Origin of the sequence: Pseudomonas sp. SJZ077, from assembly GCF_007993905.1 — a bacterium.
GTDB lineage: Bacteria > Pseudomonadota > Gammaproteobacteria > Pseudomonadales > Pseudomonadaceae > Aquipseudomonas > Aquipseudomonas mandelii.
The window spans coordinates 50921-69426 of sequence record NZ_VIUJ01000012.1 but is presented as its reverse complement, the minus strand read 5'-3'; the positions used below and the strand labels follow the sequence as shown (position 1 = coordinate 69426).

Here is an 18506-nt window from a genome sequence, read left to right as displayed (position 1 = left end):
GTTCTTCAGGAAGGGTTCAGCTTTCAGTATTTGTGGTGTTCTTCAGGGCCCATCGCGAGCAGGCTCGCTCCCGCAACAGGCCCGCAAACACAGGTCCATTGTGGGAGCGAGCCTGCTCGCGATGACGGGTCAACAGACACAGAAGATTTAGCTGGCAGTGGCCAACAACAAATCCACCACCGACCGGCTATGCCCACGGTGCTTGCCATGGTCATACAACGAACCGGCAATCTCATCCGCGCGTATCGGCAGGATCGACAACAGCGTGTCGCTCAAACCGTGGCTCGCCTGGCAGAAGCCCTGCATATAGATGCCGGCCTTGCAGCGCTCGTCGGTGATCAGCTTGTAGTTGCGATCCACCTCGAAATCACCCAGGTATTGCTCCAGCGGCGCCAGCAGTTTGCGGTGCATCTGGCGCTCGTAACCGGTGGCCAATACCACGGCATCGTACAGACGAACCGAGACTTCACCGGTGGCATTGTTGCGCACCGCCAGCTCGATGCCGCGCTCGGTGGCGGTGGCTTTTTCGATGGTGGTCAGCGTACGGAAGGTGTGACGCGCGATACCCGAGACTTTCTGGCGATAGAAGATGCCGTAGATGCGTTCGATCAGGTCAATGTCCACCACCGAATAGTTGGTGTTGTGGTACTCGTTGACCAGACGCTCACGCTCGCTGCTCGCCTGCTGGAACACCAGGTCGGTGAACTCCGGCGAGAACACTTCGTTGACGAACGGGCTGTCATCCGCCGGCTTCAGCGCCGAGCCACGCAGGATCATGTCGACCTGCACCGACGGGAAGCTGTCGTTCAAATCGATGAAGGCTTCCGCCGCGCTCTGGCCGCCGCCGATGATTGCGATGCTCATCGGCTGATTGTTCACGCAAGGCTGTTTGGCCATCTGCGCCAGGTACTGCGAGTGGTGGAACACGCGGCCGTCATCCTTGAGCGCCTTGAACGCTTCGGGAATGCGCGGCGTACCGCCGGCACTGACCACCACCGAACGGGCGGTGCGCACGTGTTGCTGCCCTTGGGTATCGCGAGAGATCACCCGCAGCGCCTCGACCTGCTGGTTGTGCAGCACCGGCTCGATGGTCAGCACTTCTTCGCCATAGCGGCTCTGGGCTTCAAACTGGCCGGCGACCCAGCGCAGGTAGTCGTTGTACTCCATGCGGCACGGGTAGAAGGTGCCGAGGTTGATGAAGTCCACCAGACGCCCGTGATGCTTAAGGTAGTTAACGAACGAATACGGGCTGGTCGGGTTGCGCAGGGTCACCAGGTCCTTGAGGAAGGAGATCTGCAACTCGCTCTGGGTCACCAGGGTGTTGCCGTGCCAGCGATAGTCCGCCTGCTTGTCGAGAAACAGAACATCCAGCTCGCCCTGGCTCGGCCCGCGCTCTTGCAGAGCGATGGCCAGCGCCAGGTTCGAAGGGCCGAAACCGACGCCGATCAGGTCGTGAACGATGGGCGATGCAATTGCCTGTGTCATTTCCAGTGTCCTCTGGATGAACCCCTCAACAAGGGGAATAAGCCTAAGTGACCTGATGCAGGACAGCAGGTCGTCTGTTGAGTAGGAACGAGGACAATGAAAAAAAATTTAGAGAGAAGGGATCAATGGGCGTCCCACTGTCGCATCCGCACGCGGCAATGCTTCATGGCATTGACGATGTGCTTCTCCACCAGCGCGCGCGAGATACCGAGGTGCTCTGCAATTTCCGGGTGCGACAGGCCGTCGATCTTGCGCAGCAGAAAACTTTCGCGACACAGCCGCGGCAATTCCGCCAGGGCACGCTGGAGCATTTCCAGGCGCTGGCCATGATCGAGGCAGTTGTGCGGGGACGGGGTGAAGTAGCGCTCTTCGTTGTCGAGCACGTCCAGCGATTCAACCTGGCGCAAGGCGTTGCGGCGATGATCGTCGATCACCAGGTTCAGCGCGGTGCGATAAAGGAAGGCCCGGGGCTGCTCGATCGGTGTGTCACTGGAACGCTCCAGCACCCGCAGATAAGCGTCATGCACCACATCTTCGGCCACCTGACGGTTGCCTAGCCTGGCGTTCAGGAAACACACCAGCTCGCGATAGTAGTTTTCCAACATGACTCCCGGCCGCACAGGGTGCGGTTTCTATCCTTGAGCCACTTCCGCGACCGCACAAATGGGCAGTGGCAAGATGGTGGCAGTTCGAGTCGCGTAATTTATAGTAATTCTCATATAGATTTAAAGTGTTGCTTTGACTTACCTGATAAATAGTCATGCGCTACACCTGTAACGGTATGTGTCTGCAACTAAATTCCCCGCGACATTCCTCGTTTACAGGACAGCTCCCCGTGTCTGTCGGCTCCCCGACAGCGTTCGCCTGCCGCCGCTTTTCGTGCGCAGGATGAACGACGGGCCGATACCCATTGGCCGGAACCCTGCATGAAACGTCCCCGACAGACCCGACGCGCCCTGCTTGTAGCACTTTGTCTGATCCCCGTTATCGCCATCGCCGCCTGGCAAGTGATCCCACCGGGCCGGGATAAATTCGCCACCGTGCAAGTCAGTCGTGGCGACATTGAAAGCAGCGTCACCGCGTTGGGCACCCTGCAGCCCCGGCGTTATGTCGACGTGGGTGCGCAGGCGTCCGGGCAGATCCAGAAGATTCATGTGGAGGTCGGCGACGTGGTCAAGGAAGGCCAGCTGCTGGTGGAGATCGATCCGTCCACCCAGCAGGCCAAGCTCGACGCCGGCCGGTTCTCCATCGAGAACCTCAAGGCGCAGCTCCAGGAACAACGAGCCCAGCATGAACTGGCCCGGCAGAAATTCCAGCGCCAGCAGAACCTCAAGGCCGGCGGCGCGACCCGCGAGGAAGACGTGCAAACCGCCCAGGCCGAACTGCGTGCCACCCAGGCGCGCATCGACATGTTCCAGGCGCAGATCCGTCAGGCCCAGGCCAGCCTGCGCAGCGATCAGGCCGAACTCGGTTACACGCGGATTTACGCACCGATGGCCGGCACCGTGGTCGCCCTCGACGCCCGGGTCGGCCAGACCCTCAACGCCCAGCAGCAAACACCGTTGATTCTGCGCATCGCCAAGTTGTCGCCCATGACGGTGTGGGCCGAAGTTTCGGAAGCCGACATCGGCCACGTCAAACCCGGCATGACCGCCTGGTTCACCACCCTCAGCAGCGGCAACCGGCGTTGGAGCAGCACCGTGCGGCAGATTCTGCCGGTGCCGCCCAAGCCACTGGACCAGACTAGCCAGGGCGGCGGCAGCCCGGCCAGTTCGAGCAAAAGCGGCAGCGCGCGCGTGGTGCTGTATACGGTGTTGCTGGACGTCGATAACGCCGACAACGCGCTGATGGCGGAAATGACCACCCAGGTGTTCTTCGTTTCGGATCAGGCAAAAAACACCCTGACCGCGCCGGTCGCGGCGCTGCAGGCCGGCACTGAAGCGAATAGGCAAATTGCCCAGGTCGTCGCTGAAAACGGCAGTATCCAGCAGCGCGACGTGCGCACCGGCATCAGCGATCGTCTGCGGGTGCAGATCCTCGACGGTTTGCAGGAAGGCGATCACCTGCTGATCGGCACGGCCGACGGGAGTGGCGGCTGAATGCAGACGCCTCTGATCGACCTGCAGGACATCCGCAAAGCCTACGGCGGCGGCGATTCACCGCAAGTTCACGTGTTGCGCGGCATCGACCTGTCGATTCACGCCGGGGAATTCGTGGCGATTGTCGGCGCGTCCGGCTCCGGCAAATCGACGCTGATGAACATCCTCGGTTGCCTCGACCGCCCGACCTCGGGCGAATACCGTTTCGCCGGGCAAAACGTCGCCGCCCTCGACAGCGACGAGCTGGCCTGGCTGCGCCGCGAAGCCTTTGGCTTTGTGTTCCAGGGTTATCACCTGATCCCGTCCGGCTCGGCCCAGGAAAACGTCGAGATGCCAGCCATCTACGCAGGCCTGCCCGCCGCCGAACGCCATGCCCGCGCCGCCGCCCTGCTCGACCGCCTGGGTCTGGCGTCGCGCACCGGCAACCGCCCGCACCAGCTCTCCGGCGGCCAGCAACAACGGGTGTCGATTGCCCGCGCCTTGATGAACGGCGGCCACATCATCCTCGCCGACGAACCCACCGGCGCCCTCGACAGCCACAGCGGCGCCGAGGTCATGACCCTGCTCGACGAACTGGCGAGCCAGGGCCACGTGGTCATCCTCATCACCCACGACCGCGAAGTCGCGGCCCGGGCCAAGCGCATCATCGAAATCCGCGACGGGCTGATCATCAGCGACAGCGCGGTGGACAACCCTCAAGCACAAACCTCGGCCAACCCCGGTGCGCTGCAAGCGGTGGATCTGCGCAAGCGCCTGACCGAAGGCGCCGAAGCGACCGGGGCCTGGAAAGGCGAACTGATCGACGCCGTACAAGCGGCGTGGCGGGTGATGTGGATCAACCGCTTTCGCACCGCGCTGACGCTGCTCGGCATCATCATCGGCGTGGCGTCGGTGGTGGTCATGCTGGCCGTCGGCGAAGGCAGCAAACGCCAGGTCATGGCGCAAATGGGCGCCTTCGGCTCCAACATCATTTATTTAGGTGGCTCATCACCCAACCCGCGAACACCGCGAGGCATCGTCACCCTCGATGACGTCGCGGCGGTGGGAAGCCTGCCGCAGGTGACGCGGATCATGCCGGTCAACGGCCAGGAGGCCGGGGTGCGTTTCGGCAACCTCGACCACTTGAGCTACGTCGGCGGCAACGACACCAATTTCCCGGCCATCTTCAACTGGCCGGTGGTGCAAGGCAGCTATTTCACCCAGGACGATGAACGTAACGCCGCCGCAGTGGCAGTGATTGGCCACAAGGTGCGGACCAAGTTGCTCAAGGACGTGGCCAACCCGATCGGCCAGTACATCCTGATCGAAAACGTGCCGTTCCAGGTGGTCGGCGTGCTCGCCGAAAAAGGCGCCAGCTCCGGCGACTCCGACAGCGACGACCGCATCGCCATCCCCTACTCCGCCGCCAGTGTGCGGCTGTTCGGCACGCATAATCCCGAATACGTGGCTATCGCCGCTGCCGACGCACGCAAGGTCAAGGAGACCGAAATCGCCATCGAGCAATTGATGCTGCGCCTGCACAACGGCAAGAAGGATTTCGAACTGACCAACAACGCCGCGATGATCCAGGCCGAAGCGCGCACGCAAAACACCTTGTCACTGATGCTGGGCTCGATTGCCGCCATCTCGCTGCTGGTCGGCGGCATCGGGGTGATGAACATCATGCTGATGACCGTGCGCGAGCGCACGCGGGAGATCGGTATCCGCATGGCCACCGGCGCCCGTCAGCGCGACATCCTGCGCCAGTTCCTGACGGAAGCGGTGATGCTTTCGGTGGTCGGCGGTCTCGCCGGGATTGCCCTGGCGCTGATCGTCGGCGGCGTGCTGATTCTCAGCGAAGTCGCGGTCGCGTTCTCTTTGATAGCGGTGCTCGGCGCCTTCGCCTGCGCCCTGGTCACCGGTGTTGTCTTCGGCTTCATGCCGGCCCGCAAAGCTGCCCGACTCGACCCGGTCACGGCCCTTACCAGTGAATGATCTCTCCATGAAGCCGCAACTGAGTTTACTGACCCTCTGCCTGTTGCTCGGCGCCTGCGGCACGCCCGCCCAGCGCCCGGACAGCGGCCTCCAGCCGCCCGACGCCTGGCAATCGCCGCACACGCAAGACGCCACCCGCAACCACCTGCAATGGTGGAAGCAGTTTGGCAGCCCGCAGCTGGATCAACTGATCGAACAGGCGCGGGTCGGCAGTTACGACCTGGCCGCGGCCATCGCGCGGGTGCGCCAGGCGCAGGCCGAGACGGTGGTTGCCGGTGGCTCGCTGCTGCCGGAGGTCAAGGCTGGCCTCAACGCCAATCGGCAAAAACTGCTGCGCGGCAACGGTTACAGCCAGCTCGACGCCGACAGCGAAAACAAGGCCGTCGATTACTTCAACGCCAGCCTCAGCGCCACTTACGAAATCGATTTCTGGGGCGGTCAACGGGCCTCCCGTGACAGCGCGCAATTCGCTTTGCAGGCCAGCGAGTTTGATCAGGCCACCGTGGAATTGACGCTGCTCAGCGGCGTCGCCAACACCTACGCGCAGGCCTTGTCGCTGCGCGAGCAAAGCCGCATCGCCGAGCTGAACCTGGCCAACGCGCAGAACGTATTGAAACTGGTGCAGACGCGATTCGATTCAGGGTCCGCAACGGCACTTGAGCTGGCGCAGCAGAAGAGCCTGGTGGCCGCGCAACAACGGCAGTTGCCGCTGGTGCAGCAACAGGCTCAAGACGCGCTGATCGGTCTGGCCGCCCTGCTCGGCCGGCCGGTTCAGCAACTGGCGCTGGGTCAGGAGCGCTTTGATCAGCTGTCATGGCCGACCATCGCGGCCGGCGCCCCCAGCGAACTGCTCACCCGCCGCCCGGACATCGCCCGCGCCGAAGCGCAACTGGCCGCCGCACAAGCCGACGTCACCGTCGCCCGCGCGGCGATGCTGCCGAAGGTGACGTTGAGTGCCGAACTGGGGTCGGGGGCGAACCGGGCGGCAGATATTCTGCGCAGTCCTTTCTACAACCTCACCGCCGGATTGCTTGCGCCGATCTTCAACAATGGTCGCTTGGGCGCCGAGCGCGACAAAGCCACGGCCCGCCAGGAAGAACTGCTGGAAACCTATCGCGGGGCGATCATCAACGGTTTCGCCGACGTGGAAAAAGCCCTCAACAGCATTCGCGGGCTGGATACACAGCGACAGTGGCAAAGCGAAGAACTGAGCCAGGCGCAGACCGCCTTCAATTTCGCGCAAAGCCGTTATCAGGCCGGAGCCGAGGATTTGCTGACCGTGCTGGAGACCCAGCGCACGCTGTATGCGGCGCAGGATCTGAATGTGCAGCTGCGGTTGTCGCGGTTGCAGGCCAGTATTGCGCTGTACAAGGCGTTGGGTGGCGGGTGGCAGGTTCTGTGATTTGAGTTGCCAGTGAGGGCCTCTTCGCGGGCAAGCCTCGCTCCTACAGGTACATATGATGCCCTTGTAGGAGCGAGGCTTGCCCGCGAAGAACGATAACCCGGTCTATCGGTTTAGCTGGTAATCGGCCTGGCCTTCAAATGCCGCGCATACCAAGGCCGCTGCGGCACTTTGCGGAACAGGTCCGCCAGCTTTTTATCGTCTTCACCAAAGGTGATGCGCAACGCCAGTTTCATGGTTTCCGGGTCCATCTCGACCGACTTGCCCATCTGCAACCCCGGCGTCGTGCTGCAACCATGGGTGCTCGGCCCCAGCCACGGATCAGCCACCTCGACCCAGCGCCCCGGCGCAAACCACGCCACACCGTTGACCTCCAGCCGACTCACCTCCCCCGGATGAAAACGCTCGTGGGCGCGAAACCAGTCTTCCAGGCGATCGTCGATCCAGCCGTGAAAATGCCAGAACACCGGGTTCACGTGGGATGAAAACGGGTCGCCGAGGAAGTCGTTTTCCGGCGCATACCAGCGCGCGGAAAAGTCCGCCGGATCCCTCGCGAACGGCACCGGCTGGCCATTGGACGGATCTCGCGGCACCGACGCCCAGCGCATGTGCAGCCAGTCGTGCAGCCCCAGCTCGACCTCTGAACCAAACTGCCCAAGGGTGAGTTTCGACAGATAACGCGGATCCCGATAGCGTGACTCCCAGACCTGGAAGTTGCTGTGATACGTCTCGGCCGTCTTGATGTCGCTGACCCATTGCGAATATTCGGCATCGTCGTCGGCCTGCCAGGTCGGTGGCAACGCGGTGCCGTCATGGTTGTCGCAGTAATTGGCGAAACCGATGCGATCCCGGGCCAGTTCCGGCTGCGGCAGTGGAAAATGCTGCCATGACGGCAAATCCTGCATCGAACGCGCCGTGCCCAGCATGTGCCGATGCATGAAGAAAAAGTCCACGCCCGAACCGTTGCGATCCTTTCGCGCGCCACGGGCATCACGCTCCTTGTCCCGCGGGCCGGGCTGCCAGCCGATACCGCGCAGGGCGTTGCGCTTGTCTTCGGAGAGGGTGTGCCACTTGTCCCGGGAGGCATGCCAGAGCTGGTGAAACAGCCGATGTTCGGCGGACACCAGCCACGCCAGCAGCGGCGCGTTGAGACCGGTTCGCTCGCGAGCTTCGGGAAACACCCGCTTGACCGCGATGAAGCGATTGTCTTGCGCGGTCATCATCAACGGGCGATCGAGGTTCAACACCCGGCCACTGAGGGTGCCGCTGCCGGCGTTGCCGAAACCGGCCCAGACTTCGTCCAGCGACATGCTGAATTCGTAATCTGGCGTGCCGCTGGCGGCGGTGGCACTGACCAGCCGCCAGCTCAGCTCGGCCGGTTTGGCGTCTGCCAGATCGCCCAGCACCCGGTAGCGCGGCTCATCGCTGGAGCGTAAACGCTGGGCGGTGTCGAGGAATCCGATCAGGCCGCGACCTTTGTGGCCGACGTCGAGAAACACTTCCAGCCCGTCCCGTGGCAAGCCTTCGATACCGGCGTCACGCCCTTCGAAACGAATCTGCCAGACGCCACGCAAGGTGTTCGCCAACTGCTGGCCGGCGACATCCGCCACATCGAATGAAGCTTCGCCGGGGGTGATCGTCGGATCCGGTTTCGTCCATTCGCGATGCCCATAAAAAGCCGCAGGCACGGCGGCGCCGGTGAGCGCCAGGCCTGCCATGAACCATCGTCGAGAAATCGTCATTGCCCTACCTGTGTCAGCCATGAAGCAGGCTTTATCCAAGCTAGAACGTTTGTTGCCTGCAAAAATTTAAAAGCTTCGCGGGCGAGCCTCGCTCCTACAGGTCCGGCATTAACCCGTAGGAGCGAGGCTTGCCCGCGAAGAGGCCTTCAGTCCCACTAAATTTCCAACCGGGCCACTCGTTCTTCCCAGATAGCAAAGGCCCCTGCGCCCGCACCGGGGCGACGAACCTGACTGAGATGGCAATGACAAAACCACGTTCGAAAAAGGCTCTCTACATCGGCCTGCCGCTGGCCCTGGCGATCAGTGCCGGGGCAGGCTATGCGGCCTGGGATTACTGGTTCAAGGACAATCCAGGCTACCCGGCCAAGGTGATGAAACAGGCCGATGAGTTGCAAGAGCGCATCCTCTCGTTCGACAGCCACGTCACCGTACCGCTGGACTTCGGCACCGCCGGCAATGAAGCGGACAAGGACGGCACCGGGCAATTCGACCTGGTCAAGACCGGCCGCGGTCGCTTGTCCGGCGCGGCCCTGACGATTTTCGGCTGGCCGGAAATCTGGAACGGCGCCAACGCCCCGCATCGCCCCACCGCCGGCTTCGTCGACGAAGCCCGGTTCGAGCAGGAAACCCGCTACAAAATCATCAGCACGATGGTTCGCGACTTCCCCAACCAGGTTGCCATTGCCTACACCCCGGACGATTTCCGTCGCCTGCACGGCGAAGGCAAGTTCGCGATCTTCATGAGCATGCTCAACGCCTACCCGCTGGGCAACGACCTGACCGCGCTGGACACCTGGGCCGCTCGTGGCATGCGCATGTTCGGTTTCAGTTACGTGGGTAACAACGCCTGGGCGGATTCGTCCCGACCGCTGCCGTTCTTCAATGATTCGCGCGACGCCCTTGGGGGCCTGTCGGAGATCGGCAAACAAGCGGTGCATCGTCTCAACGATCTGGGCGTGATCATCGACGTGTCGCAGATGTCGACCAAAGCCCTGGAGCAAGTCGCCCAGTTGACCCGCACGCCGATGGTCGCCTCGCACTCGGCACCGCGCGCCCTGGTGGACATCCCGCGCAACCTCAGCGACCAGGAAATGCAGCTGATCAAGAACAGCGGCGGCGTGGTGCAGATTGTCGGCTTCCCGACCTACATCCGTCCGCTGAGCCAGGCCACCCAAGACAAACTCAACGCCCTGCGCGCACGCTTCGACCTGCAACCGCTGCAAGGCCTGGAGATGGCGCTGATGCCGGGCGACCCGGTGATCACCGTCTGGTCCGAACAACGTTTCGGCGAGTACGCCAGCCAGCTCTACGCCATCGTCGACGAAGAACCGAAAGCCACCCTCAAGGACTACGGCGACGCGATTGATTACGCGGTGAAAAAAATCGGTATCGACCACGTCGGCATCAGTTCCGATTTCAACGACGGCGGCGGTCTGGAGGGCTGGAAGGATGTCAGCGAAACTCGCAACGTGACGGCCGAGCTGATCAGTCGCGGCTACAGCGAGGCCGATATCGCCAAGCTTTGGGGCGGGAATTTCCTGCGGGTCTGGGACCAGGTGCAGAAGTCGTCCAGACCGGTGGCAAAAAACTGATGTCCTCTTTTGCAAAAGCGAACCGAGCTCATGACTAACCGCCGTTCATTTCTCAAGCAGGCCGGTATTCTCGCGGCTGGCCTGCCCCTGAGTGCTGCCGTGAATCTGCCGGCACTGGCTGCCAATCCACCGCCGCTGTCCAAGGACAAATGGACGCAATTGCGTTCATTGTTCGACCAGGATCCGGACTACCTGCACTTCGCCAATTTCCTGGTGACGTCCCACCCACGTCCGGTGCGTGAGGCGATTGAACGCCACCGCGCCAACCTCGACCGCAACCCGGGGCTGGCAATGGATTGGGACCTGGGCGAAACCGAAAAACGCGAGCACGCGGTGCGCGTCTGGGCCGGTCGTTACCTCAAGGCCAAGCCTGAGCAAATCGCACTGACCGGCAGCACCACAGAAGGTCTGTCGCTGATCTACGGCGGCATCCATGTGCGCCCGGATCAGGAAATCCTCACCAGCGAGCACGAACACTACGCCACCAATTACGCTCTGGGCTATCGCCAGCAAAAGGACGGGGTCAAGGTGCGCAAGCTCAAGCTGTTCGAGAACAGCCAAACCGTGTCGGCGGATGAGGTGCTGGGTTCGATTGCCAAAGGCATTCGCCCTGAGACCCGCGTGCTGGGAATGACCTGGGTGCAGTCCGGCAGCGGCGTGAAGCTGCCGATTGGTGAGATCGGCAAGCTGGTGGCGGAACGCAATCGCAATCGTGAGGAAAAGGACCGCATCCTGTATGTGGTCGATGGCGTGCACGGTTTCGGCGTCGAAGAGCTCGACTTCCCAGACATGCACTGCGACTTTTTCATCGCTGGCACCCACAAATGGATGTTCGGCCCGCGCGGCACCGGGATCATCTGCGCCCGTTCAGCCGAGCTCAAGGATGTGACGCCGACGATTCCGACCTTCTCCGAAGCGACCACGTTCTCGACCATCATGACCCCCGGCGGTTATCACAGCTTCGAACATCGCTGGGCCCTGGACGAGGCGTTCAAGCTGCACCTGGAACTGGGCAAGGCCGAGGTCCAGGCGCGCATTCACGCCCTCAATACCTATGCGAAAAACCGGCTGTTGGAACACCCGCAGATTGAATTGGTCACGCCCAGGAGCCCGGACCTGTCGGCCGGGTTCACCTTCTTCCGGGTCAAGGACCGCGACTGCGAAAAAATCGCAGTCCAGTTGATGAAAAACCGCGTGGTTTGCGACTCGGTGGACCGCGACGTCGGCCCGGTGATCCGAATCGCGCCCGGCCTGCTCAACACCGAAAACCATATCGACCGCGTCATGGCCTTGCTGAGCAAAACCGTCTGATGCGGCCCCTTGTGGCGAGGGAGCTTGCTCCCTCGCCACAGAGACGCCAGTTTTCTTTGAATCGAGACGACAAATGAACCGAGATCTATTAACCGTGCCTCTCAAGGCCCTCGCCTTGTCCGCCCTCCTCGCCGGTCTGCTGCCAACCACCGCCCAGGCGGCCACCACCCCGCAACCCGGCAAAGTATTCAAGGACTGCCGCGATTGCCCGGAAATGGTCGTGCTGCCCGCCGGTACGTTCACCATGGGTACGCCGGACGATGAAGTCGGTCGCGAGCCCGACGAAAGCCCGATGCACGAGGTGACCTTCGCCAAACCCTTCGCCATGAGCCGCTTCCAGGTCACCGCCGGTGAATGGGACAGCTACGTGCGCGAGAGTGGCGTGACCATCGCCAATGGGGATACCCGACCGGGTCGCGAGTGCGTCGCCAGCAAACCGCGTTACCCGCAAGGCCCGCGTCAGCCGGCGGTGTGCATGAATTTCGATGACGTGAAGAACTACATCACCTGGCTCTCGAAGAAGACCGGGCAGAAGTACCACATGGTCAGCGAAGCTCAACGCGAATACGCCGCGCGCGGCGGCACCAAGGGTCCGTTCCCCTTCCCGTTCGATGAAGGCAAGGAATACAGCATCAGCCAACACGCCAACACCTACGGCCCGGCGGACGGTTACAGCTACAGCTCGCCGGTCGGCAGCTATGCACCGAATGCGTTCGGCCTGTACGACATGCACGGCAATGTCTACGAATGGGTCGAAGACTGCGAACACCCCAACTACGTCGGCGCGCCCACCGATGGCAGTGCCTGGGTAGAACCCAACTGCGAAGCGGTGCGCATTCGCGGCAACGACTGGGGTGAAGCGCCAGTGTTCTCCCGCTCCGGCAACCGCAACAGCCAGTACCCGCAAGAGCGTGGCGACTGGATAGGTTTCCGTATCGTGCGTGATCTCTAAACCATAATCCCGATCCTGTGGGAGCGAGCCTGCTCGCGAAGGCTGTTTAACAGTCGACATTGATGTCAGCTGACTCACCGCTTTCGCGAGCAGGCTCGCTCCCACAAGGTTTAGTGTGGTGTCAGGTATTTTCGCTATGCCCGGCGAACGCCGCCAGTCGGCGACCCTGTAAATTAACCCCTCGATCAGACGTTCTACTGGGTATCTGCCTTTATACCCAAGGAACTGTCTTCCATGACCCAGCCTCCCCGTGGCGCCATCGGCGAGTTGTTCGCCCTGTTGAAACCGTTTCGACTCATCGTCGCCGCGTCCATTTTCCTGGGCATGGTCGGCGGCTTGAGTGTCACGGTACTGCTGGCGACCATCAACAACGCCCTGCATTCGGACACCGGCCTGACCCAAGGCGTAGTCGCCTTGTTTGCCGGCCTGTGCCTGCTGGCGCTGTTGAGCTCGATCTGCTCGGACATCGGCACCAACTACGTCGGCCAGCACATCATTGCCAGGCTGCGCAAACAGCTCGGTGAAAAAGTCCTGTCGGCCCCCATCGAGCAGATCGAACGCTATCGCAGCCACCGCTTGATTCCGGTCCTGACCCACGACGTCGATACCATCAGCGACTTCGCCTTCGCCTTCGCCCCCCTGGCGATTTCCCTCACCGTGACCCTCGGTTGCATGGGTTACCTGGCCATCCTGTCGTGGCCGATGTTCCTGATCATGGTCGCCGCGATCCTGATCGGCACCGCGATCCAGGCTTATGCCCAGAGCAAGGGTGTGCAGGGTTTCATGGCCGCCCGTGACGCTGAAGACGAGCTGCAAAAGCACTACAACGCGATTGCCGATGGCGCCAAGGAACTACGAATCCACCGTCCGCGTCGCCAACGCATGTTCGTGTCGGGGATCAAGGCGACAGCCGATTTCATCTGCAAGACCCAGGTGCGCTCGGTCAACACCTTCGTGATCGCCAAGACCTTCGGCTCGATGCTGTTCTTCGTGGTCATCGGCCTGGTGCTGGCGCTGCAATCCTTCTGGCCAAGCGCCGACAAGACCGTGATGAGCGGCTTCGTGCTGGTGCTGTTGTATATGAAAGGCCCGCTGGAGCATTTGATCAGCACGTTGCCGATTGTCAGCCGTGCGCAGATCGCCTTCCGCCGGATCGCCGAGTTGTCCGAGCAGTTTTCCACCCCTGAGCCGCACTTGCTGCTCAGCGATCAGGGCAACGTCAAGCAAGCCGTGCACGAACTGAAACTGGCCGATGTGCGTTTCGCCTTTCCGGCTGTCGAAGGCGCTGCACCCTTCCAGTTGGGCCCGGTCAACCTGACGATCAAGCAAGGCGACATCACGTTTATTGTCGGTGAGAACGGTTGCGGCAAGACCACGCTGATCAAGTTACTGCTGGGTTTGTACACGCCGCAACAGGGCGAGATCCGGGTCAACGGCGAGGCGATTGATGCGCAAAATCGTGATGACTATCGCCAGTTGTTCACCACGATCTTCGCTGATTATTACCTGTTCGATGACGTGGTCCAGGGCGACACGCACATCCCCGAAGACGCCAACAAATACCTGCAACGCCTGGAAATCGCGCACAAGGTCAGCGTCAAGGACGGCAATTTCACCACCACCGACCTTTCCACCGGCCAGCGCAAGCGCCTGGCGCTGGTCAATGCCTGGCTCGAAGAACGCCCGGTACTGGTGTTCGATGAATGGGCGGCCGACCAGGACCCGACCTTCCGCCGGATTTTCTACACCGAGCTGCTGCCGGACCTCAAGCGCCTGGGCAAAACCATCATCGTGATCTCCCACGATGACCGTTACTTCGACGTGGCCGACCAGTTGGTGCGCATGGAGAGCGGCCGGGTCGTCACCGAGCTGGCACCGGCCTGACCCTGCGGGAGCGAGCCTGCTCGCGATAGCGGTGGATCAGTCACCTTCAATGGTGAATGAAATACCCCCATCGCGAGCAGGCTCGCTCCCACCGTTGTTTCTCTTAACTGGCCGACATTTGGGCGAACCCCTCGCCACGGTTTCTTCTTTCTGAAAATTAATTGACGTCTTTCTTTCCGGTTTTTGCTTCGCGCCGCGTCTAATAATCATTCTTATTAACAAAAACTCTGCACCTCACTTTTCAGGAGCTCAGGTAAGTAATGCGACCTCTACCACGCCGCACACCTCTCGCGCTGGCCGTACAGCGCCCGACATTGCATCGCACCCTGTTTACCAGCGTGCTGCTGACCGCCACCTTGCTGGGGAGCTCGATGGCCAATGCTGCACCTGTAAAAGTGAACATTGCCGTCCAGCCGCTTTCCAACGCGCTGACCGAGCTGGGCATGCAGACCAACCTGCAGATCCTCTACAGCCCGGATCAGGTGGCGGGTATCAAGTCCCGTGCAGTGTCAGGTTCGCTGGAGCCGTCCGAAGCCCTGAGCGCCCTGCTCAAAGGCACCGGCATTTCGTTCCAGATCAACGGCAACAGCGTCACGCTGGTCTCCGGCGGCGGTTCGGGCCTGCAACTGGGCGCGACCACGATTTCCGGCCAGGCCCTGGGCCTGACCACTGAAGACACCGGCTCCTACACCACTGGCGCCACCACCACCGCGACCAAGCTGCCGCTGACCCTTCGCGAAACACCGCAATCGGTAACCGTGGTCACCCGCCAGCAGATGGACGATCGCGGCGTCACCAGCGTTGCCGACGCCTTGCGCAACACCCCCGGCATCACGTCGCAGAAGTACGACAGTGACCGTACCGAATTTTCCGCCCGTGGCCAGGCCATCACCAACTTCCAGTACGATGGCGTCAACACCATCTACGACGGTGTCTACGGTGAAAACCCGAACAACAGCGACGACTCGGCCAGCCTCGACCACATCGAAGTCATCAAAGGCGCTACCGGCCTGATGACCGGCACCGGCGATCCGTCCGCCACGGTCAACCTGATCCGCAAGAAGCCGACCAAGGAATTCAAGGCCTCGGTCAGCGCCACCGCCGGCCGCTGGGACAAGTACCGTGCTGAAGGTGATATTTCCGGTTCGCTGACTGATTCCGGCAACGTCCGCGGTCGCTTCGTCACCACATACCAGGACGCCAACTCCTACCTGGATCACTACAGCCAGAAGAAAGACCTGTTTTACGGCGTACTCGAAGCCGACCTTACCGACGACACCCTGCTGACCTTCGGCATCGACAAATCCAGCGCCACCCCGCGCGGTTCGTCGTGGACCGGCAACCCGACGTACTTCGCCGATGGCGGTCGTACCGAGTTCCCGCGTCACTTCAACCCGGCTGCCGACTGGAGCCGTCGTGATTTCGACAGCACTACCTACTTCGCATCGCTGGAGCAAGCGCTGGCCAATGACTGGAAACTCAAAGTCAGCCTGGACCAGAAAACCACCGATCACGACACCCAACTGGCCTCGGCCAGCGGCGGCAACCCGGACCGCGCCACCGGTGAAGGCATGTTCCTTTACTGGGGTCGCTGGGAAGGTCATCGCGTTCAGAACACCGCTGACGTGAACGTCTCCGGCCCCTTCAGCCTGGGCGGTCGCGAGCACGAACTGGTCGCCGGTGTCATGGCGTCCCACTCGCGCCAGACCGGTTCGACTTATGACACCAGTGCGTCCGGCCAAGTACCAGGCAGCATCTATGACTGGAACGGCGAACTGCCGAAACAGGAATTCCCGAAGAACGGCAAATACGAACGTACCCAGAGCCAGAACGGCGTTTACCTGGCCACGCGCCTGCGCCCGACCGATGACCTGTCGTTCATCCTCGGCACCCGCCTGAGCACCTTCAAGTACAACGAAGACTACAACTACAACCCGGGCGCCAACCAGACCGACACCCACGCCAGCTACAAGGAACACGGCGTCGTCACCCCGTATGCCGGTGTGGTTTACGACCTCAACGACACGTACTCCGCGTACGCCAGCTACACCAATATCTACCAGCCGCAAATCTACAAGGACGCCAACGGCTCGACCCTGCAGCCGGTTGAAGGCAACGCCTACGAGACCGGTCTGAAAGCGGCCTACTTCGAAGGCAAACTGAACGCCAGCCTGGCCTTCTTCCGCATCGAACAGGACAACGTCGCTGAATCGATCGGCACCAACCCGGTCACCAACGAAGGTATCTACAAAGCCATCGACGGCGCGACCACCAAGGGTGTGGAACTGGAACTGGCCGGTGAACTGGCCGAGGGCTGGAACCTGTCCGCGGGCTACACCTACGCCCGGACCCGTGACCAGGACGAGCAACGGATCTTCGGCTACCCGCTGTCCACCACGCGCCCTGAACACGTTGTGCGTACCTTCACCACCTATCGACTGCCGGGCGTGATGAACCAGTTCACCGTCGGTGGCGGCGTGAGCTGGCAGAGCGCGTTCTACGGCAAGATCTACAGCGCCAGCGCGGGCGACTACACCCAGATCAAGCAAGGTGGCTACACCCTCGTGGACCTGATGACCCGTTACCAGTACGACGACCACCTGAGCTTCACCGTCAATGCCAACAACGTCTTCGACAAGAACTACCTGACGGGCCTGGGCAACTTCGACACCACGTTCTACGGCGAGCCGCGTAACGTGCAGGTCACCGCGAAGTATGATTTCTGAGTCGTGAGCTGAAATGAAAAATGCCCGTGTCGTCAGATGCGGGCATTTTTTTGGCCAGGGATTTTGTGGTGAATGGGAGTCCGCCTTCGCGGGCAAGCCTCGCTCCTACAGGTTTGCGTCGAGTTGTGGCATGGTGCCAACCTGTAGGAGCGAGGCTTGCCCGCGAAGGCAATTGTCGCCCACCAGAAATCCCCTGAACCGGACACAAAAAAAGCCGCCACCCCTGATCCAGGCATGGCGGTTTTTTTCATGGCAATTCAGATCCGCGAACGCACCCACCCCGCCACTTCCGAGTGAATCCCTTCCACTTCCCCCAGCAACCCGGCCATGCGCATGAAGTCATGGGTCATCCCCGGCTGTTCCAGCAATGTCACTTCATTCCCCGCCGCACGCAACCGCTCGGCATACGCCAGCCCTTCATCATGCAGCGGATCGTGCCCGGCCAAGTACACCAGCGCCGGTGCCAAGCCTGATAAATCCGCCGCCAGCAACGGCGAGCAACGCCAATCCGCCAGGTCATCCGGCGTGCGCCCGTAATGCGCGTAGAACCAGTCCAGCGTCGGCGTCTCCAGCAAATAGCCCTCGGCAAAATCCCGGTGCGAGGCGCGTTTCGTCGTCGCATCCGTCACCGGATACAGCAACACCTGGGCCTTGGGTTTCAACGCCAGTTCCTCTGGTTCACGCACTGCCATGATCGACAACACCGTGGCCAATGTCGCGCCCACGCTGTCACCGACCAGCGCCACCCGGTTCGCATCCAGCCCACGCGCAGCGCCCTCGCGCACCAGCCAGTTGCCCGCATCGCAAGCGTCCTGCACCGGCGTCGGGAAACGCCATTGTGGCGCCAGTCGGTAATCCACGGTCAACAACGCAAACCCGCCTTGCGAGGCCAGTCGCCGGCACAGCGCATCATGGGAATCGAGGCTGCCGACCACATAGCCGCCGCCATGAAAATACAGCAACACCGGCTGCAAGCCGTCGACCGCTTGCCCATCGCGATACACCCTTGCCGACAGACTGTGGCCATCCCGCGCGGCAATGGTGAAGTCCTCGCAGGCCACGCTGTCCAGCGGCACATCGAGAAACCCCGAGGAGGCTTCAAAATCGATCCGTGCCTGTTGCGGCGATTGTTCATGCATCGCGCGACTTTTACCGGTCATCCGGCCGAACTCGGCGAGTTCGAGAAATGCTTCAAGTTCTGGCAACACGGCCATGGGACGAATCCTTTAAATAAACAAGTAAAAAAATGCGAGAAAAGCCGTGATCTGTAGGAGCGAGGCTTGCCCGCGAAGGCGTCCTTGAGATCGCCTTCGCGGGCAAGACTCGCTCCTACAAAAAT

12 protein-coding genes are annotated in these 18506 nt (G+C 61.7%); 8 read left to right on the top strand and 4 right to left on the bottom strand.

All coding sequences use genetic code 11. From position 1 onward, the window contains the following. Positions 1 to 147: 147 nt before the first annotated feature. A complete protein-coding gene (locus FBY01_RS18560; RefSeq protein WP_010458465.1) occupies positions 148 to 1485 on the bottom strand; it encodes a lysine N(6)-hydroxylase/L-ornithine N(5)-oxygenase family protein in 1338 nt (445 codons plus the stop codon). Positions 1486 to 1607: 122 nt separating this feature from the next. Beyond that, positions 1608 to 2090, bottom strand: coding sequence for a sigma-70 family RNA polymerase sigma factor (locus tag FBY01_RS18555; RefSeq protein WP_042932216.1), 483 nt, complete (start codon positions 2088 to 2090; stop codon positions 1608 to 1610). A 321-nt stretch (positions 2091 to 2411) separates the two neighbouring features. Here FBY01_RS18555 and FBY01_RS18550 point away from each other — a divergent pair, with 321 nt between their 5' ends. Genes FBY01_RS18550 through FBY01_RS18540 form a run of 3 tightly spaced genes read left to right on the top strand, consistent with a single transcriptional unit; the run spans position 2412 to position 6960 of the window. Continuing rightward, the gene (locus FBY01_RS18550; protein WP_010458456.1) at positions 2412 to 3584 is read left to right on the top strand and encodes an efflux RND transporter periplasmic adaptor subunit; all 1173 of its coding nucleotides are present in this window, start codon (positions 2412 to 2414) and stop codon (positions 3582 to 3584) included. After that, positions 3585 to 5558, top strand: coding sequence for a MacB family efflux pump subunit (locus FBY01_RS18545; protein WP_145308915.1), 1974 nt, complete (start codon positions 3585 to 3587; stop codon positions 5556 to 5558). Positions 5559 to 5565: 7 nt separating this feature from the next. Beyond that, positions 5566 to 6960, top strand: a complete 1395-nt coding sequence (locus FBY01_RS18540) for an efflux transporter outer membrane subunit (RefSeq protein ID WP_145308913.1) — start codon at positions 5566 to 5568, stop codon at positions 6958 to 6960. A gap of 113 nt (positions 6961 to 7073) precedes the next feature. Here FBY01_RS18540 and FBY01_RS18535 read toward each other — a convergent pair whose 3' ends face one another. Further along, complete coding sequence (locus tag FBY01_RS18535) at positions 7074 to 8702, bottom strand: PvdJ/PvdD/PvdP-like protein (protein ID WP_083374647.1); 1629 nt, start codon at positions 8700 to 8702, stop codon at positions 7074 to 7076. Between the two features lie 242 nt (positions 8703 to 8944). Here FBY01_RS18535 and pvdM point away from each other — a divergent pair, with 242 nt between their 5' ends. From pvdM to FBY01_RS18505, 5 genes are all read left to right on the top strand, one after another. Beyond that, positions 8945 to 10294, top strand: coding sequence for a pyoverdine-tailoring dipeptidase-like protein PvdM (gene pvdM / locus FBY01_RS18530; RefSeq protein WP_145308911.1), 1350 nt, complete (start codon positions 8945 to 8947; stop codon positions 10292 to 10294). Between the two features lie 30 nt (positions 10295 to 10324). Continuing rightward, positions 10325 to 11605 carry an aminotransferase class V-fold PLP-dependent enzyme gene (locus FBY01_RS18525; protein WP_145308909.1) on the top strand — a complete coding sequence of 427 codons (1281 nt, stop codon included), beginning with the start codon at positions 10325 to 10327 and terminating at the stop codon, positions 11603 to 11605. A 73-nt stretch (positions 11606 to 11678) separates the two neighbouring features. After that, complete coding sequence (locus FBY01_RS18520) at positions 11679 to 12557, top strand: formylglycine-generating enzyme family protein (RefSeq protein WP_145308907.1); 879 nt, start codon at positions 11679 to 11681, stop codon at positions 12555 to 12557. A 234-nt stretch (positions 12558 to 12791) separates the two neighbouring features. Continuing rightward, complete coding sequence (locus FBY01_RS18515; RefSeq protein ID WP_083374651.1) at positions 12792 to 14441, top strand: cyclic peptide export ABC transporter; 1650 nt, start codon at positions 12792 to 12794, stop codon at positions 14439 to 14441. Between the two features lie 260 nt (positions 14442 to 14701). Then, positions 14702 to 17167, top strand: coding sequence for a TonB-dependent siderophore receptor (locus FBY01_RS18505; protein ID WP_145308902.1), 2466 nt, complete (start codon positions 14702 to 14704; stop codon positions 17165 to 17167). Between the two features lie 257 nt (positions 17168 to 17424). Here FBY01_RS18505 and FBY01_RS18500 read toward each other — a convergent pair whose 3' ends face one another. Beyond that, positions 17425 to 18381, bottom strand: coding sequence for an alpha/beta hydrolase (locus FBY01_RS18500; protein ID WP_145308900.1), 957 nt, complete (start codon positions 18379 to 18381; stop codon positions 17425 to 17427). Positions 18382 to 18506 lie beyond the last annotated feature (125 nt).